We start from the raw sequence: 23956 nt of genomic DNA, 5'->3' as shown, positions 1-23956 counted from the left end.
ATAAATTAGCCTTCCATAAATTCACGATGCTTCTTCTCTTTCTTTCTATATACCGTAGTAGAAAGGTAAATACTGATTTCATATAATAGAAAGAACGGAATTGCAACGATTAATGGTAAAATAAAGTCTGGTGGTGTAACCATCGCAGCAACGATAATCAAAATAAAATAAGCATATTTTCTCATTTTTCGCATCGCGCTTGGCGATAAAATGCCAATACTAGTTAAAAACATCGCAATAATTGGTATTTCAAAAATAATAGCAAATGGTAATGTAATGCGAAAGACGAACTTAAAATACTTTTCTACCGTAAACATTTCATTAAACATACCATCATTTAGAGATAATAGGAACGGTAATATTAAATTTATAAACATGATATAACCAACAACTAGTCCACCAACAAAAAGCAAGAAAATGACTGGGATATATGCTAAGGATGCTCTTCTTTCTTTCGGCGTAAGCCCTGGCTTAATAAACAACCAAATCTGCAAAGCTAATATGGGAAGAGTAGCAGCTAATGCAACGATTCCAGCCATAGTAAATTGCACCCAAAACACTTCTCCTAAACCAATTACTGCTAGTTTAAAGTCAATATGACTCTCAAAAAATCCATAAATATCTCTAACATATACAAAACCTATAATAAAAAACGCAACAAAGAAGAGCGCAGTTACCACTAACCTATTTCTAAGCTCCGCTAGATGACCAGTAAAATTCATTTCTTTCTCTTTATTCTTACGCGCCATACAAAACACCCCAAGAGTTCAAATGCTGTATCAAATTTCATTATACTAATACTTGTTATAAAAGCTTGTCTATATACGTATACTAGGAATCCTCACCGTGATCTGGAAAGAAAGAGATCACAACAGAAAAGAAGATGCAAGGTTATCCACCTTACACCTTTAGTTAGTCATTTTTAATCGTTGTATTTACTTCGTTAACCGGCTTTTCTTGCTTGTTATCCTCTGAAACAATGTCCTTTGCAGCATTGCGAAACTCACGTAATGAACTACCAAAAGCCTTTCCGATTTCAGGTAGTTTCGACGGACCAAAGATGACTAATGCAACAATAAGAATTAAAATTAAACCAGGTACACCGATACCACTCATTACTGTTCACTCCAAGTAATTTATTTATTATCCTTACCTTGCGTAAGATCTTTTGCATCCTTAATTTCTTCCGTTACATCTTCCGTTAAATCCTTTGCAGATTTCTTAAACTCCTTTAACGTTTGACCAGCGGCCTTTCCGATTTCAGGTAGTTTTTTTGGACCAAAAATAACTAAAGCAATGATTAGGATTAAAATTAAACCTGGAATTCCAATAGGACCCATATTGACACCTTCTTCTATCAAAATTAGTTTCATTATAGTTTAAAACACTTACAAAATATATGTATCAAAAGAAACGCTCACAAAACGTTCATAAAACAAGGATGGTTACATCATGATAACCATCTTTATTTTATCAGTTAACCGTAGAATAAACAACCACCATGCCAATTAACGGATTCGATCATACTGAATAAAGTAATAATCATACGGATTCTTCTCATCCTTTACCCCTTTAACAGTAGAGGTTTCTCTCCACATATCGGTTGAAAAGGCTGGAAAATAAACATCCCCTTCAAATTCATGATCAATTAAAGTCACATACATACGGTCTGCATATGGAAGGATGTCTTTAAATAAAGCACCGCCACCAATGACAAATAACTCTTCATTAGGATTCTGTTCCTTCATTTCGATAATCGTGTCCATATCGTGAATTAATTCTACACCTTCAGGAAGTGTTATATTGTTTCTGCTTAACACAATATTTCTCCGGTTCGGTAGTGCTCGTCCAATCGAATCGAACGTCTTTCTTCCCATGATAATCGTATGGCCCGTCGTTGTTTCCTTGAAAAATTTCAAATCATTCGGTAGATGCCATGGCAAATCATTATTAGAACCAATGACACGATTACGGTCCATTGCAAATAATAGTGATAGCAAGTAAATTCCTCCTTATACCGCAATAGGCGCTTTAATGGTAGGATGTGGCTCATAACCAATTATTTCAAAATCGCTAAGTTCGAAATCAAAAATGGACGCTTTTTCTTGGTTCAATTTGAGCTTTGGCATTGCTTTCATCTCACGAGTTAATTGAAGTTTTACTTGTTCTACATGATTCCCATAAATATGAGCATCTCCTAGTGTATGAACAAACTCCCCAACTTCAAGCCCTGTTTCATGTGCAATTAGATGGGTTAATAATGCATAACTAGCTATATTAAACGGCACTCCTAAAAATACATCTGCACTGCGTTGGTAAAGTTGACAAGATAGCTTACTATCCGCTACATAGAATTGAAATAGCGTATGACAAGGCGGTAATGCCATATTTGGAACCTCTTCCGGATTCCAAGCAGATACGATATGTCTACGAGAATTTGGATTCGTACGAATGGCTTCAATTACCTCTTTTATCTGATCAATCGTTTCATTTTGTGATGTTTTCCACGCTCTCCATTGCTTTCCATATACAGAACCAAGGTCACCATATTTTTCTGCGAATTGGTCATCTTCTAATACTTTTTGTTTAAAATAATTCATTTGTTCTTCATAAACTTCATTAAAAGCAGGGTCTACCTGACTGCGATTCCCAAAATCGGTCATATCAGGGCCAGTATACTCATCACTTTCTACCCATTTTTTAAAAGCCCATTCATTCCATATATTGTTATTATTTTCTAATAAATAACGGATATTAGTATCCCCTTTAATAAACCATAATAATTCACTTGCAACTAGACGAAACGGAACTCTTTTCGTCGTTAGTAGTGGAAAACCTTCTTGTAAATTAAATCGCATTTGGTGACCAAATACGGAATATGTACCAGTTTTGGTTCGGTCATCTCGTTTTGTACCGTTAGTTAATATATGCTGACATAAGTCTAGATAAGCTTGTTCTCCTGTTATCATTACGAGCTCCCCCATATCTACTTCATTTTTTTTATATTGTACCATAATAATCTTGTAACATAATCGTAATTCATATTTTCTATATATTTGCAATAAAACTAGTTAACAAGAGTCCAATCGAAAGGGGTATTAACGCATGTTAAATAGTACGGTTGAAAATTTAGCCAAGAATACATTGTTATACAGCTTTGTTCTGAGTCAACCATTTGCCCTTTACGCAGGAGCCTATCCTATTATTGGAAATAGAACATTATTAGAAGCGGAACAATTAGAATATGGAGATCACGGAGAAGCGGTTCGTATTTTACAGTATAAATTAAATGAGCTATCGTATTATGATGATAAAGTTGATGGAGATTTAGGCATTCTAACCGAGCATGCCATTAAAAAGTTTCAACGGGATCACAATATTACGATTACCGGTCAAGCGGATAAAGAAACGATTATTGCACTGATTGAAGTAGATATTGAACGACATATTAAAAGGCTAGAAAAATTATCCGATAAAGTATATCCAGGCCTTCATAGTGAGGATGTTAAAATTATTCAGGAATCATTACAGTACTTCGGTTATTATGAAGGTGAAATTGATGGAATGTATGGCCCGTTAACAAAACAGGCTATCGAAATTGCAGAAGAAAAACATGATATTGAGTTTCTTGATGAAGCACCGCAAGAATCCCTTCAAACCATGTATGACCAAGAAAGACAACAAGCAACCAATAGTAATGCTAGTGCAGAAGCAGAAACAGTGGCAAATACTGAAACAGAAACGGAAACAGTAACAAAAACCAACACAAAGGTAAAAAATGTTACAGCCCCAGCTAATTATACTGGTATTATTCAAACGGCTCAGGAGCATATCGGAACTCCTTATGTTTGGGGTGGTAGTTCACCTGGTGGGTTTGATTGTAGTGGCTTTATACAATATGTTTATAGCGTAAATGATGTCACTATTCCGAGAACAGTAAGTGACATTTGGAACTTTGCCACTCCGGTAAATTCACTATCTGTTGGTGATATCGTTTTCTTTGAGACATATAAACCTGGCCCGTCTCATGCTGGAATTTATATAGGGAATAATCAATTTATCCATGCTAGTTTAGATGGTGTGGAAGTGAGTAATATGGACGAATCCTATTGGCAAACCCGATACTTAGGTGCGAAGCGGATTGATGGCTAAACATCAAGGAAGGAGAGCAGTATTCGCTCTCCTTCCTTACATTTTTTTGATACAATTACTTCCCGTTTATCCCCATTCTTCGAGAAATTGTTCGATAAAGGCTTCAACAAATGCATGTCTTTCCTCAGCTAGTCTTTTAGCCGCATCCGTATGTAACGTATCCTTTAGATGTAAAATTTTATCATAAAAATGCTGTAATGATGTATCCTGCTTGTCTACATCATGATACATTAGCCTTCCCTTCGCCCCTCCATATGCAAACGTTCTTGCAATACCAATTGCACCAATGGCATCTATTCGATCAGCGTCTTGAATGATTTTTCCTTCTATGGACGATGGTATTTTCCCTTTACTGAAAGATATGTTTTCTATTGCTTGATGAATGGCTAGAATATCCTCCTCAGAAACCTGTATAGAAGTCAAGAATTTGTCCATATCGTTAAGGGCTCTTGCAGGGTCATCGAACAATTTATGGTCTCCAACATCATGAAGCCAAGCACCTGATACACAGATAAAGGTGTTCGCACTCTCTTGTTTTGCAATTTGACTTGCAAGTCTTGCTACCCGTTTTAAATGAAAAAAGTCATGTCCGGTTGAATCTTTGCCAAAAAGGTCTTGACAATATGCTTGAATCGCTAAAATTTGTTCACTTTGGTTCATTAGAATAGCCCTACAATCTTACCGTCTTCTGTTACATCCATATTTAAGGCAGCTGGTTTCTTTGGAAGTCCTGGCATCGTCATAATATCACCGGTTAATGCGACAATAAATCCAGCTCCGATAGAAGGGCGGAACTCTCTTATCGTAATTGTAAAGCCAGTTGGTCGTCCAAGTAATGCAGGGTTATCCGACAATGAATACTGTGTTTTCGCCATACAAACCGGTAAGTTCCCCCAGCCTTGCTTTTCAAAGAAAGCAAGCTGTTTTTTGGCTTTGGATGAAAATTCTACGCCATCCGCACCATATACGGTTTTAGCGATTTTAATGATTTTCGTATCTAATGCATCCTCTAGCTCATAAACATGCTTAAACTGTTTTTCTTTTGATGCAATCGTTTGGACAACTTTTTCAGCGAGTTCTATTCCACCTTCTCCTCCCTGAGCCCATACATCTGTCAATGCTACTTCATAGCTGCTTTCCTCACACCATGCTTTAATATATTCCACTTCATTCGTTGTGTCTGTTGGAAATTGATTAATAGCAATCACAAATGGTAAGCCAAAGTACTGGATCGTTTCAATATGCTTTTGAAGGTTTTCCATACCAGCCTTCAGTGCGTCAATATTTTCTACTGTAAGCTCATCCTTTGGCACACCACCATGCATTTTTAAAGCCCGCACTGTCGCAACAATCACTACTGCATCGGTTTCAATATTTCCAGCTCTAGTTTTAATGTCAAGGAATTTTTCCGCTCCTAAATCTGCACCAAATCCCGCTTCAGTTACTACATATTCGCCTAATTTCGCTGCTGTCTTTGTAGCAATAATACTATTACATCCGTGTGCAATATTAGCAAAAGGGCCACCATGTATAATGGCTGGCGTATTTTCGATTGTTTGGACTAAATTAGGCTTAATCGCATCCTTCAAAAGGAGTGTTAAAGCACCCTCTACCTTCAAATCTCGAGCATAAACAGGCTCTTCTTCGTAGGTATAGCCAATAACAATATTAGAAATTCGGTTCTTTAGGTCCTGTAAATCGTTAGACAAACATAGGATTGCCATAATCTCTGAAGCAACCGTTATATTGAAGCCATCCTCTCTAGGAACTCCTCGTAACGGTCCACCAAGACCAACTACAATTTGTCTTAAGGCGCGGTCATTCATGTCCATAACCCGTTTAAATTCAATTCTTCTTGGGTCAATATTTAATTCATTCCCCTGATGTATATGGTTATCAATCATAGCTGCTAAAGCATTATTAGCACTTGTAATAGCATGTAGGTCACCGGTGAAATGTAAATTTATATCTTCCATTGGAAGTACTTGGGAGTATCCACCACCAGCTGCGCCACCTTTAATTCCCATTACCGGACCAAGTGAAGGCTCTCGTAGTGCAATGACAGTCTTTTTTCCAATCTTATTCATTGCTTGTCCAAGACCTACAGTAACGGTGGATTTCCCTTCTCCCGCTGGTGTCGGACTAATGGCAGTTACTAAAATTACTTTTCCATTCGGTTTATCAGCTAATTTAGCCAAAAGCCGATCAGATAATTTAGCCTTTGTATGGCCATATGGTTCATAATCTTCATCGGATAAATTAAGTTCTTCAGCAATCTTATGTATCGGCTTTAACGTAGCTTCTTGTGCGATTTCTATATCGGACTTTATTTTCATTCTTCCTATCCCCTTTTAACATTTTTTGCTGACCAGAAAAAAATAATATAATACATAATTCAGCTAATAAACAACATACTATAATTATACAATGAATGTCAGTCAAATAACAGACTGATTGGATTATTCCGTATTATATACCAATTTGCAACTTGACTGACATATCAAAATAAGCTATATTTATCACAAGCAATGAAGATTTATGGATCATTAAAAGTGGTAGCTTCGAATGGAAAGAAGTGGGTTGATATGATCCAATCTTTCTTTAAGAGCTGCCTTTTTTGATACTCATTTTTCTGATTTGTATTATCACGTATTACGTGAAGGTTTTAGGAGGATTATTTACATGGAAAACGGAGTAGTAAAATGGTTTAACGCAGAAAAAGGCTATGGTTTCATTTCTGTTGAAGGTGGGAACGATGTATTCGTTCACTATTCAGCTATCCAAGGTGAAGGCTTTAAGACATTAGAAGAAGGCCAAGAAGTTTCCTTCGAAATCGTTGAAGGTGAACGTGGTCCACAAGCAGCTAACGTAGTTAAAAAATAAAAAACCTATATAATGAAAAACGGTAATCAACGTTGATTACCGTTTTTTTATAGTTTTGGTATCGAGGTTAATGCTTTTTCCTCTGCTGGAATTCTAATCCTTAATAACAACACATGGAGGATTGGGAATACAATTGCACTTAGATACGCACCAAATAACATCGGAATCACAAAGAGTTCAACAGCTACAATAACGTAATTCGGATGCTTCATATATTTATAAGGACCCTTTTTAATTAAGGCCACTCGAGGCATAACAATGATTTTAGTGTTCCAAAATCGCCCAAGAGAATAGATGCACCAAAACCTAGCTAACTGTGCCAATAAAAATACGAAAAAATAGAAATAACTAAAGACAACCTCCTGATTAACCAATTTCATCGATGTTTCTAAAAAGACGCTTATAAAAAACAGAATATGTAAATAAATAAACCATTTGTAATGTGCACTTCCCGTTTCTATTCCCCCTCTTGCCTTCATCCATTTCTCATTTTGTTTAGCAATAACTAATTCTACTAATCGTTGTCCAATGATAAATATAATTAACATCCACATCCATAATGCCATTATTCATCCCACTCCAGTAATAATATTTCAGAACTAAAACCAGGCCCTAATGCACAGACAATGCCTTTATTTCCAGGTATCATATCCTGCTGTAACCATTCTCGTAAAACATAGAGCACCGTGGAGGAGGACATATTGCCATGATCTTCTAGTATCTTATACGTATATTTCAATCTCTCTTTCGGAATATGTAATGCGTTTATCATGGCTTCGATTACCTTCTTTCCTCCAGGATGTGCGATAACACTATGAATATCCTCTATCTGTAAACCCGTATCCTGTAAAAACATTTCCATATGAGGCTTCCAAACGGTGTTTACTAGCGTAGGAATACTCTTTGAAAAAATAACTTCAAATCCTGTATTAACTACCTTCCACCCCATTACATCTGTAGAATTCTTCGCGGTATACGAGCTATAAGATTGAATAACCGGTAATGGCTTATTCAGCTTATTGCGAAACGGAGACTTTTCTCCAATGAGTAATACAGCACTAATCCCATCTCCAAATAAAGCTGTTCCAACTAAGTTACTTTTCTTATTATCTGTTTTTTGAAATGTAAGACTACACAGCTCACAAGTGACAAGCATAGCGACTTTACTTGGATTGGCCTTCAGCCAATTAAACACCCTAGATAATCCAATCGCTCCACCAGCACACCCTAGTCCCCAAAGAGGCATTCGGTCTATATTAGGGCGAAATGGACGTTTGTTCATCAAATAGGCATCCACAGAAGGAGTAGAAACACCGGTACTAGATACAAATGAAAGTAAATCGATATCTTCATAGGATATCGCCTCTGTCAGATTAGCACGCTGTAAGCAATCATCCATTGCTTGAGTAGCATAATCAATCGCATATTGCTGGTATAAGCCATTACGTTCTTCAAAGCTGTGATCCGTTAAAAACCAATCCTCCTCTACTACAAATTGTCTAGATTGGATCGAAGCATTATCAAATACTGGTAAAAGTCTCGTTACTTCCCTTTCTGAGTACTGAAAAATCTTCTGTACTAAATCTTTTACTTGATTTTGAGCTATTTCATATTTTGGAATAGCTCTCCCAACAGAACAAATAATTGTCATGGTCTCACCTTTTAAAAAGCCATTTTTGAAGTTAGTTTGTTACGCTTTTCATAATTTATTACTTATTTTTACATATTTCTGCCACAATTCATTTCGTACTCTTCTTATAAAACGCAGTAATACCAAGGATTCCAGGGCACTATTGAACAAAAGATGAACGTTAGCTGATTGGCATTTTCTGTATTGGAAATTTGTGTATGATGAAGGTGTAATAACTAACAAATCAAAAGGGAGGATCTCTTATGCGAAATCAAGAAACAAAAAAAGCATCTGAGAAAGAAAAGCCCGAACTAAAAGGTACCTTCATTTCAGTAATGCTATTAGGTGTATTTATCATCATCAGTTGGATTGGTGCATTTGCGTTATTTATTTCGAGGTAACTAAGAAAAGGAGTGTGAATGAGGATGCATTTGCATAAGTATGAAAAAATCTGGTTAACATTTGGAATTGGTTCCCTAATTGTATTCTTAAGCGTGCTAGGTTATGGCGCATTCTGGCAAGGAACACATCCACAAAGTCATGGCGTTACCGTTGACCCAAACAATATTGAATCATATGAAGCCTTCAAACCAGAAAACCTAGGGTTAACACAGGTAGACGATGATAAGTATATCGTAAACATTGCTGCTAGTGCCTTCTATTATGACTTGGGAAAGGATGAGGAAGGAAATTCGGTGAAACACATCCGGATTCCTAAAGGATCAACGGTTCTATTCCAGGTAGCAACAAAAGATGTTGTTCATGGTTTTAATGTTGCTGGCACAAATGTAAACATGATGGTTGAACCAGGTTATGTAAGTAGTCTTGAAACCGTTATGAACAAACCGGGTACGTATACCATTGTATGTAACGAGTATTGTGGAATTGGGCATCATCTAATGTATGCCACCTTGGAGGTGTATGAATAATGCAGTTAGCAAAAAAAGTAATCGATAAACAAACTTCCGCTCTGGCATTACCTATATCTAAACCTGAATCAAGACTTTATATGTCGTTTCTATCTGTTGCATTTATCTCATTATTTATAGGTGGATTAATGGGCTTACTACAAGTTTTCGTACGTACAGGAAAATTCACCTTACCATTTGGGATTGATTATTATCAAGTACTTACCGTACATGGTGTCATTTTAGGGCTAGTCTTAACCACCTACTTTATTATAGGGTTTCATTTTTCCTTAATGGGAAAAACAGTAGGTATTTCAGATAAACAACGTAAAATTGCATGGATTGCCTTTTGGATTATGGTAATCGGTACGATTCTAACAGCTACCATGATTCTGCTTGGTGAAGCAAGTGTACTCTATACATTCTATGCACCACTTCGAGCACATCCAGTATTCTATATTGGGCTTGCATTAGTTGTTGTTGGTAGCTGGATAGCTGGCTTTGTCAACTGGCATCAATTAGCTGTTTGGAAAAAAGCACATCCAGGTGAAAAATCACCACTTCTTGCCTTTATGGTTACCATTAATACCATTCTATGGTTTATTGCATCATTAGGTGTTGCTGTAGCAGTACTCATTCAGTTTATCCCATGGTCTCTTGGATTTGCAGAAACCATTAATGTGTTAGTAAGCAGAACATTATTTTGGTATTTTGGACATCCATTAGTCTATTTCTGGTTACTGCCAGCATATATGGCATGGTATGCTATCATTCCTAAAATCATCGGTGGTAAATTATTTAGTGATTCATTAGCTAGAATGTCATTTGTATTATTCCTATTCTTCTCGATCCCAGTTGGATTTCACCATCAGTTAACAGAACCTGGTATAGATCCAACATGGAAGTTCATTCAAGTAGTATTAACCTTTATGGTAGTCATTCCAAGTTTAATGACCGCGTTTTCCATGTTTGCAACATTCGAAATTACTGGTCGTCGTAAAGGGGCAAAAGGGTTATTTGGCTGGTTAAAAAAGTTACCTTGGAAAGATGTCCGTTTCCTAGCTCCATTTATCGGAATGGTCGCCTTTATTCCTGGTGGTGCTGGTGGAATTATAAACGCCTCACACCAAATGAACGCAGTAGTTCACAATACGATTTGGGTAACAGGTCACTTCCATTTGACTGTTGCTACCACCGTAATGCTTACTTTCTTTGGAATTAGCTATTGGTTAATTCCGCATCTAAGAGGTCGTAAACTAACACCGAAGATTAATCGTTTAGGTATCATTCAAGCTATTGTCTGGGCTGTTGGTATGTTCATCATGTCTGGTGCCATGCATATACAAGGACTATTAGGTGGACCTAGACGCTCCTCTTACTCTGAGTATGCTGGTGGTGACCAGGTAACAGAATGGATTGGATACCAAATGGCTCAAGCAATTGGTGGAACGATCTTGTTTGTCGGTATTCTTTTAATGGTTTACATTTTTATTAAACTAACATTCTTTGCTCCGAAGGGTGAGGAAGAATTTCCAATTGCTGAAGAAGAAGAAAATGCTGAAGCTACACCTGCTTACTTTGAAAATTGGAAATTATGGATTGGTATTACCGTAGTATTAATTCTTGCAGCATATACGATACCTTTTATTGATATTATCCAACATTCACCAGCAGGATCTGTACCATTTGATTTTCCAATAGGGAGATAAATTCTATTGAGTAATGAACTGGTAGCCTTAATAAAAGAATTCTGTATCTAAATGATACGGAATTCTTTTATTAAGGAGCATATGATTAGTGAAAAATTCTTGATTAGTAGGCTAAATCTGTAACAGCTATTGCTTTTTCCATAGTCTTACCATGTATTACCCCAACAAAGATACCGGCTACCAAAATTACTTATAGCTTATAAATATCACGATATTTGCTTGTTAAATAGTTTATTAGATAGTCTGGATTCAATCCCTCTCCAGTAACATCTTTTAAGATATCTAGTGGTTTTTTCATTTTACCATACTGATGGATATTCTCAGTAAGCCACTTACGGATTGGAGCAAAATCTCCTGATTTAATAACCTCATCTATCTGAATCGATTCACTCATTTTATCCTTAAATTGTGCTGCATACATATACCCTAAAGCATACGAAGGGAAATAACCGAAGTCTCCACCTGCCCAGTGAATGTCTTGCAGTACCCCTTCTTTATCTGTTGGTGGTTCAACTCCTAGGTACTCCACCATTTTCTCATTCCATAATTGCGGTAAGTCTTTGACCTCAATCTCTCCGTTAATTAACGCTTTTTCTAATTCATATCGTATCATGATATGAAGTGGGTATGTTAATTCATCCGCCTCTATTCGAATGAAAGATGGTTTAACTTCATTAACCGCTTGATAAAAATCATGTAAATCTACTTGTGCAAAATGCTTTGGTGCATACTTTTTAAATACGTCATAATGGGACTCCCAGAACACATTATTTCTGCCTAAAAAGTTTTCCCAGAATAAGGACTGTGATTCATGAATACCCATTGAAGTTCCAGACGCAAGTGGGGTACCTTCTAATCGTTTATCAATATTTTGCTCATATAATGCATGTCCTGCTTCATGAATAATTCCAAAAACAGCCATACGGAAATCCTGTTCATCATATCGAGTAGTAATTCGAACATCATTTAAGTTGATAGTAATTTCAAAAGGATGAATCGTATCGTCTAATCGACCAGCATCAAAATCGTACCCCATACGATTTAATATTTCTACAGAAAATGCTTCTTGAGCTTGTTTAGGAAAATGTGCCGTTAATAAATCAGTATTAGGCTTGACGGAACTTTGCTGTATCTTTTGAAGTAGGTCCGAAAGTGATTTGCGCACTTTTGGAAATACCTCATCTAACGTTTTCACTGTTACACCTGGTTCATAATTATTTAATAAAGCATCATAAATATTTTCTTTATAGCCCCAGTAATTCGCAAACTTGATGTTATATGCTACTAGCTTCTCTAAGTACGGTTGAAATAAAGAGAAATCAGCTTTATTTCTCGCCTCTTGCCATACTGCTTCCGATTTGGATTGAAGCATAACATACTCTCTATACTCATCTTCTGGTATTTTTCGATTCTTCTCATAGGTATCGAGGCATTCGAGTATTGACTTTTGAATAATTTCATCTTCCGTATTATCCTTTAATGCGTCAATGAAAGCCTTCATTTTATCGGAAACTTGCATTTGATGTATTTTTTGCGATAGATAGCCCACTACTTCTGATCGCTGCTCCACACCTTTTTTGGGGATCTTCGTACGTAAATCCCATTGGATTAACGTTACTGCCTCACGCATAGCGTTTATTTCCTTCAAATAATCTTTAAATTCCTTTTCCATTTCCGAAATAGTTGCCATTATACTTCCCCCTATACTTTTTTCCCGAAGTATTGATAGTAATCGGTCTTAATAAATCCATTAAATAGCTTTCGTTTTTTAGTAGCTTTTGCTCCGTAATGCTTTTCAAATGCTTCAAGAGCTGTTAAAACATATACACTCCAGGATGGATGATTCTTCATAATATTCCCCAAATCCTGATACATCTCTTGTACTGCTTCCTGATCACCAATACGTTGACCATAAGGCGGATTGGCGATAATATAACCATTTTCATTACGAATAGTTAAGTCGCTTACTTGCATTTGTTTCCAGGTTACTAATTCACCTAAGCCTGCTTCTAAACTGTTCGCCTTCGAAATCTCAATCATTTTATGATCGATATCACTTCCGATGATGTCTAGCTTTTGATCATAGTTGGCTAAATCTTCTGCTTCCTGAAAGGCTTCATCCCAATACTTATTGCGAATAAATTCCCATTCCTCCGCAGCAAATTCTCTATTAAATCCTGGGGCAATATTTTGACCAATCAAAGCTGCTTCAATAGGTATCGTTCCAGATCCACAAAAAGGATCAATTAACGGGAATTCCGGACGCCAGTTTGTAAGTAAAACCAATGCAGCTGCCATTGTTTCTTTTAATGGTGCTTCCCCTTGTCCAACACGATACCCTCTTTTATGTAATCCTACTCCGGACGTATCAATTGTTAATAACGCCATATCCTTTAATAACGATACTTCTACTTTATACATTGCACCAGTTTCTGGCATTTTGGATGCCATTCCATACTTTCGTTTCAAACGTTCTGCAATAGCTTTCTTCACTATCTTCTGACAGTCTGGAACACTATAGAGTGCTGATTTAACCGATTTACCGGATACAGGAAACTGACCATCCTCACTTACATACTCTTCCCAGGCCAATGCCTTCGTACCTTCAAAAAGTTCATCAAACGTAGTCGCTTTGAATTCACCTACAACTAACTTGACCCTATCAGCCGTTCTAAGCCAAAGATTACACCTTGGAATGGCTGAGATTGGAGCTTCAAAAATTACTTTCCCATTATCAACTTCTACTTCATAACCAAGCTTCCGTACTTCTTCTGCTACTACCGATTCTAGTCCCATAGCAGCTGTTGCGATTAATTTAATATGCTTTGCCATTTACAAAATCCCTTCATTGTTAGAGTAAACGTAACGTTAGTTTACCACAAATTTACTATATACATAAAATAACCTCTCCGCACGATGCAGAAAGGTTATTGGAAAAATCATATGTAAGACCATTGAATACTCGATAAGCCATGTTCTGTACCATTGTACTCCAAGCGGTGGTCAGCCTCGTACTCCGGTTGTAATCATCTATCTACAGGAATTACCTGTCCCTCGTTCGGTTCATTTCCCTAATAAAGGATGCCCCTACCATAATTTGGGTTGCTCACTCGTGGGGTTTACCTCGTTCCACCTAAAGTGTTTCCACTTTAGCTCCGTCACTGTGGCACTTTCAAGGCTATCATTCCATATCTTGCGACTTAGGAACTTCACCTGCCGTTAGCCTTTAAAGACTACCTTGACTTATGAATTCGTCAAGCACGAACACTACAAACATCGCAGTTTGTGTGAGCATGGACTTTCCTCTGCACAAACGTGCAGCGATTACATGAGTATTCAATTTATCGCTAAAATCTATCTTACCATATTCCTAAACTAATTTCACTGGTAATGATTGGATTTATGAATCAGCGTTTGCGTACTTACTACCAAATACAGCTTTTTCTAAATTAGAAAGACGTTTTAGTACATCATAATTAACTTGTTGAGGGACTGGATTAGTCGATCTTGTTCTTACTTGTCCTTCACTATTTTTTTTCAATCGTTGGATTTCTTGTTTTAGGCGATCTATTTCCTGACCAAATGCCTCATAATCTTGAATAACAACGTCTAGAAATTCATCTACTTCTTCTTGGTTATATCCGCGCATTGCTGTTTTGAAATCTTTTTCAAGAATATCTTTTCCACTTAATTGAACACGATTTTGCATGGCTTCTTCACCCCATCTAATGTAATCATCTAAATTTATTAGTATCAACTATTAACTGTAAAACAAGTTATTTTACTATATGTATATCGTTCGTATTTTATTATAGCAAAAAAGTAAGAAGCAGGACAATCCGCTTCTTACTTTAATTTACCACAACTTCCGCTATTTTTCAGTACAAAAATACCGGTATTTATTGTCATGTTACTATGTATTATTTTTCCATATCTGTTTTTTGGAAGGAGAATGGAAGTAATTCATCCACCTTAACTGTCATCGTATTGTCATGTAGATTAGTTAGGTGTACCTTCATCTCTCCAGCAAAAAATTCACTCATCACTTGGCGACAGGAACCACATGGCGGTACCGGTCTTTCCGTATCGGCAACAACAGCCATCTCAACAAATTCAGTTTCTCCTTCAGAAATTGCCTTGAATATTGCAACTCTTTCAGCACATAAAGAAACTGGGTATGCTGCGTTTTCAATATTACATCCAGTATATACTTTTCCTGATTTTGTTAAAAGCGCAGCACCAACAGCAAAATTCGAATATGGGACATATGCCCTTTTTCTAATTTCTATTGCTTTTTCTATCAGTTCATTTTTAGACATTACCTTTCCCCCTCTCGGTGTGTGGAAGCTAATTATATTAAAAGTTGTCAGAATTGTAAAGATAAAGGCAGTTAGTCCAAAGCTCGTATCAATTGATCCAATACGTATAGGACAGACTGGTGTAATTCCATATATCGCCTACGTCGAACATCCACATAGTAACTATGCATTATTAATAGTTCCATATTTTCTCGTGTGGATACAATTTGATTTGGGTGTACACTTATCTTACTCGCTTTGATCACTTCTAATGCAAGTGCTTCCCATTTCTCTAAAAGCACGTATACAGGCAAAGTCTTCTCCCGTACCATTTCAAAATAAACTTTATCCTTCCTGTCTTCTGGAGGATCTGTTTGTTCAAATATATCTTTCAGTTTCACTAATTCTTGTTTAAGTTGATTTGTATACTCAATTAATCGCATGGTTACGCCTCTATTCATCCGTTCTTACCTATACCATATCATGTTTAGCAAATTTAGGCATTAAACCAAGCTTATCATATTAAATCGATACAATAATTCATTGTTTTAGTAACGAATGGATTGTTATTTTAACCTGTTCATATTCATATAGTTGTTCTTCATAATGTTGCTCTATTGAGTTATTTACGCTTATAGTTAAACGTTGCTCTACCTTTCGCGTAATATCCCCAAGTTGTAACAATGCTGTCTCAAAATCTTTTCGGCAAGCGCCACTAACTTCTGTAACTTTCACTAGTGCTAGTCCCATTATTATCACCTCACGAATTTAGTCTCTTACCTTTACTATTCGTTAAGATTAAGCTGACTCCTTCCTGTTCGACAAAACTAGAAGTAATCGTACAAAACTAGTGAGGATACTCATTTTTTTTCATTAATTAGACAAACTATTAGTAAAGGAGGTTATCTGATGAAAGACAACCATAAAAACAAACAAAAAGAAAATGAGAATGGGAAATCATTAAAAACTGGTGATAAGAAATTAAACGGCCCTAATCGCCCATCAACATAACATAAGAAGACTTTTTTTGATAAACAAGGCTGAGACACAATGAAATTTGTAAGTTGTGCAACCTCATAATACCTTAGTAGCGCCGAAAAAAATAAAGTCTATGTTATTCGGTATTGCTAAGGTAAACTTGTGTCTCAGCACCTTCTCATCACAAAGTTATGCATGAAAACGCATAATTGAAATGACACCCTAACATACCCTACTTAAATATCGATATAATTTTCCATGTACTTCGCTACTGCATCAAGGATTTTATATGATAGTAACCATACAATAGCTTTCGTTTTAAATAAAAGGAACCCCCTATTTCCTTTGGTTCAACTGTTACTGGTTCAAACCACTTCTTTTTAGTGCCCCCTAAATAAAACCAATCCCGACGAATACTATCTTGGTGATTGATTATAGGATAAACAAGTCTTAACACTGGACTCTTTGGAAGTGAAATGTTGTAGAGACTTTCATAATCTCTTCTTGAGCCAGTATGTTCGACCGTTACTATAAAATCCATCAAGCCAGAATAAACTTCAGGATGGAATATTTGTGAGGCTAACTTTTTACCGAGTGTGATTCGATTGGTTACATTAGTAAACCCGTGAACATAACATCCATACAGACTTCCTCCTCTAGTAGGAAGTAAGACAGCATTAAGCATTAAATTATTTTGTAGCCAATATGGAAGACGGAAGAATACGCTTCTTTTAAAATACGGCTGCGTAATAACGGGACGTTGTATAACATTTTGCTCATTTATAATAAGTGCCAGCATCAATCGTTCTTTATTGTTTGTTTTTCTAAATATTTCCCATTCATGAATCATAAAATCAGACACATGAAATTCCTTTAAGATATCTACTAATGAATGCCCATGCTTCATAAATAACTCATACGCTAATAATTGTGGGTAAGCATCGGAAAAAATCAGCCAATTTGCCCGTTCATAGGTCATGAATAAGTTTTGCAATTCCTTACTTCCAAGCATGTTTTTATACGGAGGTAAATACAAATCAGTCATATTCCATCCAGCATTTCTCGATACAATACTAGCAACTAATGCCCATTTTACTTCTGGATATTTCAAGTAAAATTCTTGGTATGCTTTAGTACGTGATATGTTGTCTAGATTATGCTTATTCGTTCTATTTATTATATAATAGAGGTACTCCCGTTTTTTCATATATATGCCCTGCCCTATATGTGATATTTTGATCTATTTTTAACTTAAAAGTTACAATGCAGGAGTTTTTCTGATATGATACTGTTTATGCTAGGGGGGAAAGCCGTGAATTATCCAAATGGAAAACGGTCACTATCCAATATAAGAAGTAAAACGACTAATCAAACCTTCTCCAATAGAGGGATGACGCTGGAAGAGGATATAAACCAAACGAATCAATATTATTTGGACATGGATCTTGCTATCATTCACAAGAAACCTACGCCCATTCAAATCGTAAAAGTTAACTATCCTAAGCGTAGTGCAGCTGTCATTACCGAAGCGTATTTCAAACAAGCATCAACAACTGATTATAACGGATTATACCGAAATCATTACGTAGACTTTGAGGCCAAAGAAACGAAAAATAAACATTCATTTCCGCTAGCCAATGTGCATGAACATCAGATTCATCATATGGAATCAATTATTAAACACGGCGGCATATGTTTTATGATTATCCGATTTGCACATCACGATGAAACATATCTGTTAGAAGCAAAAGAATTATTAGCCTTTTGGTATGAAAAGGAAACCGATGGTAGAAAATCAATACCATACACGCAAATTAAGCAAAGAGGACACTTCATTCCTTTTAAATACCAAACTAGAGTTGATTACCTTTCGATTATTGATCAACTTTATTTTTAGATTGGAGGTAGTGAGAAATGGCAGAAAAAAGCCAAACTCGCACTGCGCGAAGAAAACAAAAAAAATCAAAAAAGAAACCATTATGGAAAAAGATATTATTAGCATTACTTATTATTTTTCTTGCAATCGGCATAGGTGTAGCTGGTTTATTTACTTATTATATTGCCACAGCACCAGAAATTGATGCATCAAAATTATCAGATCCACTTTCTTCAAAGGTCTATGATATGAATGGTGAAATCATCGCCGATCTTGGAGAATATAAACGGACAAAAATCTCGTATGACGACTTACCTGATATATTAATCGATGCCGTGACTGCGACTGAGGATGCTAGATTTTTTGATCATTCTGGGATCGACTTAAGAAGGATTGGTGGTGCTATTATAGCGAACATCCGCCATGGATTTGGTTCTGAAGGTGCAAGTACCATTACACAGCAAGTAGTAGAAAGATCTTTCTTAACACCAGATAAAGAAATCAAACTTAAAGTACAAGAACAATGGCTCGCCTTACAGCTAGAAAAAGATTATTCGAAAGAACAGATTTTAGAGATGTATTTAAATAAAATCTATTATGGATCTGGTGCTTATGGTGTAGCTAAAGCTGCTGAAACTTATTTTGGCAAAACCGATTTACATGAGCTAACCATAGCAGAAGCAGCTATTTTAGCAGGGCTACCGCAAAGACCGTCTGCTTATGATCCATTTAAAAATCCGGATCTAACGAAAGAAAGAATGGAAACTGTACTTAAACTAATGGTTCGTCATGACAAAATAACACAAGAAGAAGCTGACGAAGCAATGAAAGTGGATATCCCTTCCCTACTAGTTGAAAAGAAAGAAGTATCGAATCCATACGATGCCTTCCTTCAACAAGTAGAAAAAGAAGTACACGAAAAATTAGATGGTGCCGATATTTATTCTGATGGTCTACAAATTCACACCACCCTAGATAAGAACGCTCAAGACTATGTAGATCTGTTATTATCAGATTCAGAAAGTAATCCAGTTGCCTTCCCTAACGAAGACTTACATGCTGGACTAGTGTTACTTGATACAAAGACGGGAGCAATTCGTGCAATTGGTGGGGACCGCAATTATCAGAATGGCTGGAACTACGCAATTCAAGGTGGTAGCCAAGCTGGTTCTACCTTTAAGCCTATCGTAGCTTATGGCCCAGCCATTGAATACAATAAAATGTCTACTTATCATCAAATTAATGATGATAAGCCATACGAAATTGCAGGAACGGACCAAGCAATTCGAAATTGGAACAGAGCATATCAAGGCTGGATGACAGCTCGCTATGCTTTACAAGAATCACTCAATGTTCCAGCAGTAAAAGTATTAGAAGAAGTTGGCTATGATAACTCGCAAAAATTTGCTAATAACCTGGGGATTGAATTTGCAAATGGTCGCCCACAATTAACGGATGCAATTGGTGGTGCCGATACCAATGTTAACCCACTACAATTAGCAGGAGCTTACCAAGCATTTGGTAATGAAGGTATACGATACGAGCCTTTTGCCGTTTCGAAAGTAGTCTACCCAGATGATCGAACAATTAACTTAGCGCCAGAACCAGAAGTTGCCATGTCTGATTATACAGCTTATATGATCTCTGACATGCTAAAAACTGCCTTAGCACAAGGTTCTTCTGGTGGACCGGCTCGAATTTCAGGTTTACCTATTGCAGCTAAAACAGGTACTACCAACTTAAAAGATGTGGAAGGTACAAAGGACTCATGGATTGCTGGTTACACTACGAACTATACAACTGCAATATGGGTCGGATATGACGAGTCTAACCGCACAATGAATGATGAAAAATTAGTGGCACATAATCTGTTTAAGCAGCTTATGACAAAAGTCCACGAGAATGTGGAGACAGCTGATTTTGTAAAACCTGATTCAGTCGTAGAAGTAAAAGTGGAAAAAGGATCAAATCCTGCTGCCCTACCTAGTGAATATACACCTAGCTCTGAAATTGTTACGGAGTTATTTGTGAAGGGTACAGAGCCTAAAAAGACTTCCGAGCGATTTGATATGCTTGATCCAGTTAAAGGATTAAAAGCGGAATACAAAGAAGATAATAATTCTATTTTAGTCACTTGGAATTATGATTCTGATGAAGAAGTTAACTTTGAAGTCTCAGCTAGTGTAAACGGTGGAGACATGCAAGTCCTCTCCTCTACGGAAGAGAAACAATTAGAAATCAGCCAAGTAACACCTGGTGCTGAATATACGATTCAAGTTGTAGTAAAAAGTAAAGATAATGAAGAAATTCGCAGTGAACCACAATCTGTTAAGATTCAGCTAGATAATGAGGAAGAAGAGGAAGAAAATACTCCTATCAATGCTGTAAGTGGTCTTACTGCTGTATATGACCCAGCAAAATCCATTATCGATGTAAATTGGGGCTATGATGGACCACCGGCTGCTTTCGAAGTTGTAGTGGAAGGTGCACAAGGTGGTACCCAGACGGTAGAATCAAAAGGAATTGAAATTAGTGGAAACTTCACTCCTGGTCAAGTTTACACCATACATGTAACAGCGATTGGCCAAAGAGGAGCTAATGAAGGATCCCGAGGGGAAACCCGTAGTACTGCTGTTGAAATTCCTGGAAATGATGATAATAATCCAGATCCAGAAGATGAAGCAGATGAAGCATCTAACCCTAATTCTGACAATCAGGGCGATGAAGACAATGGAGAAGAATAGTTGATATAACTAAAAAAAGCTGTCACAGTTTATCGTGACAGCTTTTTTAAATTGTTTCTCGTTTTTTCATTCTCTTTTGCCCTTCTCTACATACCTCTAGTAAGGGACATTCTGGACAATTCGGATTTTTCGCCTTGCAATGGTAACGTCCAAAAAAGATTAACCGATGGTGGGTCACACTCCATTCATCCTTTGGTACCTTTTTCATTAACGTTTCCTCTACTTCAATGACGGAATCCTTCCAGCGACAAATACCTAATCGTTTGGAAACCCGCTCTACATGAGTGTCTACAGCAATAGCCGGTTCACCAAAGGCAACAGATGCAACGACATTAGCCGTTTTTCGACCAACCCCCGCTAATTTTACTAGCTCATCTTTTGACCTTGGTACTTCCCCACCATATTCCTTGAGTAATACAGTGCAAAGCTTCTGAATGTTTTTTGCCTTATTACGATACAATCCGATAGACCGGATGTCATGCTGTAGTTCTTCAAGTGGTACGGCTAAATAATCCTCAGGTGTTTTATACTTTTGAAAAAGATTCTTTGTAACCTTGTTTACTAGTGCATCTGTACATTGCGCTGATAATAAGACTGCTATTACAAGTTCAAATGGATTACTATGGGTTAATTCACATTCTGCATCTGGAAACATCTTACCTATTTCGTCTAAACAGAATCGAATTTGTTTCTTGTTTAACATTAGTCCTCTCCCTCTAGCCAATTATAATAAAATGATGTATCTCTTTTTGAATTATTTACATTACTTTGTTTGGTGGTCTGATTATCATGGAATCGCTTGGAGGCCTGACGAGCTTGTTCAACTGTATGAATCCCTTTCTTTTGCCATTCTCTAAGAATTCGGTCCATATATTTAAAATTTAACTTAGCCATTAACACAGACTCTCGTAGTGCTGCCTTAATCAATGCTGGTGAGATCTTGTCCTCATCCAACCAAACATTAATCGTCTCTATTTCAAATGGTGAAAGCGGCCTACCAAATTCCTGTTCAAATAAAATAAATAATGTGCCGTCATCATTGTCTTTCTTCTCTTCCTTTACAGGCTGGTATATTTTTTCCCATAATGGCTCAAGTGAATAGGATTCGCTTAACTGATTTTGACTATTCTCTGAACGCTCAATCTTCAAGAGATTCCGTTGAATTAGCTTTCGGAGAATCTTCGAGCATTCATTATCGTCCACAGTCAAATAATCTGATATCTCATGTATAGTAGGAAAATCGTTGCCCTGTAAAATAAATCGATGGATGTGTAATATAACGGTTAAATCGGTCTCATTAAGCCCTAATGTTTTATAAGAGAGCAATAATTCGCTCGGTATGCTTATTTGATTATTCATAATATCCTGAATCAACATGTTTTTTTTCATATAGTGCACCTCATATTAAGTATAGCATGAATTGGATGTACATATAAATGTGGCTGTCCCTAATTGGAACAGCCACATTTAGTTTTTTATGGGTACAAACGATTTAACAATCTTGGGAATGGAATTGTCTCACGAACATGCTCTACTCCTGAAAGCCAAGCAACTGTACGCTCTAAACCTAAACCGAATCCAGAGTGTGGTACACTTCCGTATTGTCTTAATTCCAAGTACCATTGATAAGCTGGCCCTGTTAAGCCATGGTCTTCGTAACGTTTTTTCATTAGCTCTAAGTCATCAATTCGTTGGGATCCACCTATAATTTCACCGTATCCTTCTGGAGCAATTAAATCTGCACAAAGAACTACTTCCTCACGATTTGGATCTGGTTTCATATAGAATGCTTTAATTTCTGCTGGATAATTCGTAATAAATACTGGTTTATCAAAGCTCTCAGCAATTGCAGTCTCATGAGGTGCACCGAAATCCTCGCCCCACTCAATGTCTGTAAAGCCCTTCTCCTTTAATAACGCAATCGCATCATCATAGGAAATACGTGGGAATGGAGCTTTTACTTTTTCAAGCTTCGAAGTATCTCTCTCAAGAATATCTAACTCTAATTTACAGTTTTGCAATACAGATTGAACGATATGGCTAACATAATTTTCTTGGATTACTAGGCTTTCTTCATGGTCTACAAATGCCATTTCTGGTTCGATCATCCAGAATTCAATCAAATGACGGCGAGTTTTAGACTTCTCTGCACGGAAAGTAGGTCCGAATGAAAACACTTTTCCAAAGGCCATTGCAGCAGCTTCCATATATAATTGACCACTTTGAGATAGGTAAGCATCTTCATCAAAGTATTTAGTATGGAATAATTCCGTTGTACCCTCTGCAGAGGATCCTGTTAAAATTGGCGGATCAATCTTGATATATCCGTTATCATTAAAGAATTCATATGTAGAACGAATAATCTCATTTCTTATTTTCATTACAGCATGTTGTCTTTTAGAACGTAACCATAGATGGCGATGATCCATTAAAAATTCTGTTCCATGCTCCTTCGGTGTAATAGGATAATCAACCGATTCATGAATCAATTCAATATCGGAAACTTGCATTTCATAACCGAATGGAGAGCGAGTATCTTCTACAATAGTACCAGTAACATAAATAGAAGATTCCTGTGTTAAGCTTTTTGCAAGCTGAAATGTTTCTTCACTCACATCACTTTTGGCAACAACAGCTTGCATAAATCCTGTGCCATCCCGTAATTGTAAGAATGCAATTTTACCACTAGAGCGCTTATTGGCAAGCCATGCTCCGATTGTTACTGATTTCCCCTCATGTTTGGGTACTTGTGCGATTGTTGTTTTCAACGAAATAACC

The 23956-nt window shown here is 36.8% G+C and carries 27 protein-coding genes and 1 other RNA gene; 8 read left to right on the top strand and 20 right to left on the bottom strand.

Annotation, left to right across the window (positions count from 1 at the left end; genetic code table 11):
* Nucleotides 1-5: 5 nt before the first annotated feature.
* The 5 genes from tatC to MKY78_RS19140 form a co-directional block, all read right to left on the bottom strand.
* Complete coding sequence (gene tatC / locus MKY78_RS19160) at nucleotides 6-749, bottom strand: twin-arginine translocase subunit TatC (protein WP_339214953.1); 744 nt, start codon at nucleotides 747-749, stop codon at nucleotides 6-8.
* Nucleotides 750-912: 163 nt separating this feature from the next.
* Nucleotides 913-1116, bottom strand: coding sequence for a twin-arginine translocase TatA/TatE family subunit (locus MKY78_RS19155; RefSeq protein WP_186869738.1), 204 nt, complete (start codon nucleotides 1114-1116; stop codon nucleotides 913-915).
* A gap of 20 nt (nucleotides 1117-1136) precedes the next feature.
* Complete coding sequence (tatA, locus tag MKY78_RS19150; RefSeq protein ID WP_281413767.1) at nucleotides 1137-1373, bottom strand: twin-arginine translocase TatA/TatE family subunit; 237 nt, start codon at nucleotides 1371-1373, stop codon at nucleotides 1137-1139.
* Nucleotides 1374-1508: 135 nt separating this feature from the next.
* Entirely contained in the window at nucleotides 1509-2000 is a 492-nt protein-coding gene (locus MKY78_RS19145) for a dihydrofolate reductase (RefSeq protein WP_339214947.1), read from the bottom strand.
* Nucleotides 2001-2012: 12 nt separating this feature from the next.
* A complete protein-coding gene (locus MKY78_RS19140) occupies nucleotides 2013-2969 on the bottom strand; it encodes a thymidylate synthase (protein WP_339217970.1) in 957 nt (318 codons plus the stop codon).
* Nucleotides 2970-3105: 136 nt separating this feature from the next.
* On the opposite strand from MKY78_RS19140, the gene MKY78_RS19135 reads away from it, so the two are divergent.
* Complete coding sequence (locus MKY78_RS19135; protein ID WP_339214945.1) at nucleotides 3106-4152, top strand: NlpC/P60 family protein; 1047 nt, start codon at nucleotides 3106-3108, stop codon at nucleotides 4150-4152.
* A 66-nt stretch (nucleotides 4153-4218) separates the two neighbouring features.
* Here MKY78_RS19135 and MKY78_RS19130 read toward each other — a convergent pair whose 3' ends face one another.
* The gene (locus MKY78_RS19130; protein WP_339214944.1) at nucleotides 4219-4812 is read right to left on the bottom strand and encodes an HD domain-containing protein; all 594 of its coding nucleotides are present in this window, start codon (nucleotides 4810-4812) and stop codon (nucleotides 4219-4221) included.
* Nucleotides 4812-6488, bottom strand: a complete 1677-nt coding sequence (locus MKY78_RS19125) for a formate--tetrahydrofolate ligase (protein ID WP_339214942.1) — start codon at nucleotides 6486-6488, stop codon at nucleotides 4812-4814. Before MKY78_RS19125 ends, MKY78_RS19130 begins: the two co-directional genes overlap by 1 nt.
* 346 nt (nucleotides 6489-6834) lie before the next feature.
* On the opposite strand from MKY78_RS19125, the gene MKY78_RS19120 reads away from it, so the two are divergent.
* Nucleotides 6835-7035, top strand: a complete 201-nt coding sequence (locus tag MKY78_RS19120; RefSeq protein WP_186869743.1) for a cold-shock protein — start codon at nucleotides 6835-6837, stop codon at nucleotides 7033-7035.
* 47 nt (nucleotides 7036-7082) lie between these two features.
* Here MKY78_RS19120 and MKY78_RS19115 read toward each other — a convergent pair whose 3' ends face one another.
* Together MKY78_RS19115 and MKY78_RS19110 are read right to left on the bottom strand one after the other, a co-directional pair.
* Complete coding sequence (locus MKY78_RS19115) at nucleotides 7083-7601, bottom strand: isoprenylcysteine carboxylmethyltransferase family protein (RefSeq protein ID WP_339214940.1); 519 nt, start codon at nucleotides 7599-7601, stop codon at nucleotides 7083-7085.
* Entirely contained in the window at nucleotides 7601-8686 is a 1086-nt protein-coding gene (locus MKY78_RS19110; protein WP_339214938.1) for a 3-oxoacyl-[acyl-carrier-protein] synthase III C-terminal domain-containing protein, read from the bottom strand. The genes MKY78_RS19115 and MKY78_RS19110 overlap by 1 nt, the downstream gene beginning before the upstream one ends.
* A 242-nt stretch (nucleotides 8687-8928) precedes the next feature.
* Here MKY78_RS19110 and MKY78_RS19105 point away from each other — a divergent pair, with 242 nt between their 5' ends.
* The 3 genes from MKY78_RS19105 to MKY78_RS19095 are packed head-to-tail and all read left to right on the top strand — an operon-like array spanning nucleotide 8929 to nucleotide 11282.
* Nucleotides 8929-9066: a cytochrome c oxidase subunit 2A gene (locus MKY78_RS19105; protein ID WP_186869746.1), complete on the top strand. Its 138-nt coding sequence runs from the start codon at nucleotides 8929-8931 to the stop codon at nucleotides 9064-9066.
* Between the two features lie 24 nt (nucleotides 9067-9090).
* A complete protein-coding gene (locus MKY78_RS19100; protein ID WP_339214935.1) occupies nucleotides 9091-9594 on the top strand; it encodes a cytochrome c oxidase subunit II in 504 nt (167 codons plus the stop codon).
* Nucleotides 9594-11282, top strand: a complete 1689-nt coding sequence (locus tag MKY78_RS19095; RefSeq protein ID WP_339214933.1) for a b(o/a)3-type cytochrome-c oxidase subunit 1 — start codon at nucleotides 9594-9596, stop codon at nucleotides 11280-11282. The genes MKY78_RS19100 and MKY78_RS19095 overlap by 1 nt, the downstream gene beginning before the upstream one ends.
* Before the next feature lie 190 nt (nucleotides 11283-11472).
* On the opposite strand, the gene MKY78_RS19090 is transcribed toward MKY78_RS19095, so the two are convergent.
* The 7 genes from MKY78_RS19090 to MKY78_RS19060 all read right to left on the bottom strand — a co-directional run bounded on the left by MKY78_RS19090 (nucleotide 11473) and on the right by MKY78_RS19060 (nucleotide 16330).
* On the bottom strand, nucleotides 11473-12972 hold the full coding sequence (locus tag MKY78_RS19090) for a carboxypeptidase M32 (RefSeq protein WP_339214931.1): 1500 nt from the start codon (nucleotides 12970-12972) through the stop codon (nucleotides 11473-11475).
* Nucleotides 12973-12983: 11 nt separating this feature from the next.
* The gene (locus MKY78_RS19085) at nucleotides 12984-14114 is read right to left on the bottom strand and encodes a class I SAM-dependent RNA methyltransferase (protein WP_339214929.1); all 1131 of its coding nucleotides are present in this window, start codon (nucleotides 14112-14114) and stop codon (nucleotides 12984-12986) included.
* A gap of 129 nt (nucleotides 14115-14243) precedes the next feature.
* An RNA gene (rnpB, locus tag MKY78_RS19080) (RNase P RNA component class B) lies at nucleotides 14244-14618 on the bottom strand.
* A 64-nt stretch (nucleotides 14619-14682) separates the two neighbouring features.
* Nucleotides 14683-14991: a cell division regulator GpsB gene (gpsB, locus tag MKY78_RS19075; RefSeq protein ID WP_186869751.1), complete on the bottom strand. Its 309-nt coding sequence runs from the start codon at nucleotides 14989-14991 to the stop codon at nucleotides 14683-14685.
* A gap of 211 nt (nucleotides 14992-15202) precedes the next feature.
* Nucleotides 15203-15601, bottom strand: coding sequence for a cytidine deaminase (locus MKY78_RS19070; RefSeq protein WP_339214927.1), 399 nt, complete (start codon nucleotides 15599-15601; stop codon nucleotides 15203-15205).
* 71 nt (nucleotides 15602-15672) lie between these two features.
* On the bottom strand, nucleotides 15673-16023 hold the full coding sequence (locus MKY78_RS19065) for a DUF1798 family protein (protein ID WP_339214925.1): 351 nt from the start codon (nucleotides 16021-16023) through the stop codon (nucleotides 15673-15675).
* A 97-nt stretch (nucleotides 16024-16120) separates the two neighbouring features.
* A complete protein-coding gene (locus MKY78_RS19060) occupies nucleotides 16121-16330 on the bottom strand; it encodes a hypothetical protein (RefSeq protein WP_339214923.1) in 210 nt (69 codons plus the stop codon).
* A 159-nt stretch (nucleotides 16331-16489) separates the two neighbouring features.
* Here MKY78_RS19060 and MKY78_RS19055 point away from each other — a divergent pair, with 159 nt between their 5' ends.
* Nucleotides 16490-16591: a spore protein gene (locus MKY78_RS19055; protein WP_222619021.1), complete on the top strand. Its 102-nt coding sequence runs from the start codon at nucleotides 16490-16492 to the stop codon at nucleotides 16589-16591.
* Between the two features lie 235 nt (nucleotides 16592-16826).
* On the opposite strand, the gene MKY78_RS19050 is transcribed toward MKY78_RS19055, so the two are convergent.
* Nucleotides 16827-17765: a DUF2515 family protein gene (locus MKY78_RS19050; RefSeq protein ID WP_339214921.1), complete on the bottom strand. Its 939-nt coding sequence runs from the start codon at nucleotides 17763-17765 to the stop codon at nucleotides 16827-16829.
* Nucleotides 17766-17870: 105 nt separating this feature from the next.
* Between MKY78_RS19050 and recU the strand changes: the two genes are divergently transcribed.
* Nucleotides 17871-18455 (top strand): Holliday junction resolvase RecU, encoded by a 585-nt coding sequence (gene recU, locus MKY78_RS19045; protein WP_339214920.1) that lies wholly within the window; start codon nucleotides 17871-17873, stop codon nucleotides 18453-18455.
* Between the two features lie 17 nt (nucleotides 18456-18472).
* A complete protein-coding gene (locus tag MKY78_RS19040; protein ID WP_339214919.1) occupies nucleotides 18473-21178 on the top strand; it encodes a PBP1A family penicillin-binding protein in 2706 nt (901 codons plus the stop codon).
* Between the two features lie 46 nt (nucleotides 21179-21224).
* Here MKY78_RS19040 and nth read toward each other — a convergent pair whose 3' ends face one another.
* The 3 genes from nth to asnS all read right to left on the bottom strand — a co-directional run bounded on the left by nth (nucleotide 21225) and on the right by asnS (nucleotide 23946).
* Nucleotides 21225-21881: an endonuclease III gene (gene nth, locus MKY78_RS19035; RefSeq protein ID WP_339214918.1), complete on the bottom strand. Its 657-nt coding sequence runs from the start codon at nucleotides 21879-21881 to the stop codon at nucleotides 21225-21227.
* Entirely contained in the window at nucleotides 21881-22567 is a 687-nt protein-coding gene (locus MKY78_RS19030) for a DnaD domain-containing protein (RefSeq protein WP_339214916.1), read from the bottom strand. Before MKY78_RS19030 ends, nth begins: the two co-directional genes overlap by 1 nt.
* Before the next feature lie 86 nt (nucleotides 22568-22653).
* The gene (asnS, locus tag MKY78_RS19025) at nucleotides 22654-23946 is read right to left on the bottom strand and encodes an asparagine--tRNA ligase (protein ID WP_339214914.1); all 1293 of its coding nucleotides are present in this window, start codon (nucleotides 23944-23946) and stop codon (nucleotides 22654-22656) included.
* Nucleotides 23947-23956 lie beyond the last annotated feature (10 nt).

Origin of the sequence: Ornithinibacillus sp. FSL M8-0202 (assembly GCF_037975285.1) — a bacterium.
Taxonomy (GTDB): Bacteria; Bacillota; Bacilli; order Bacillales; family Amphibacillaceae; genus Ornithinibacillus; species Ornithinibacillus massiliensis.
Note: the sequence above shows the minus strand (reverse complement) of the source record. Positions and strands in the feature narration are given on the sequence as shown.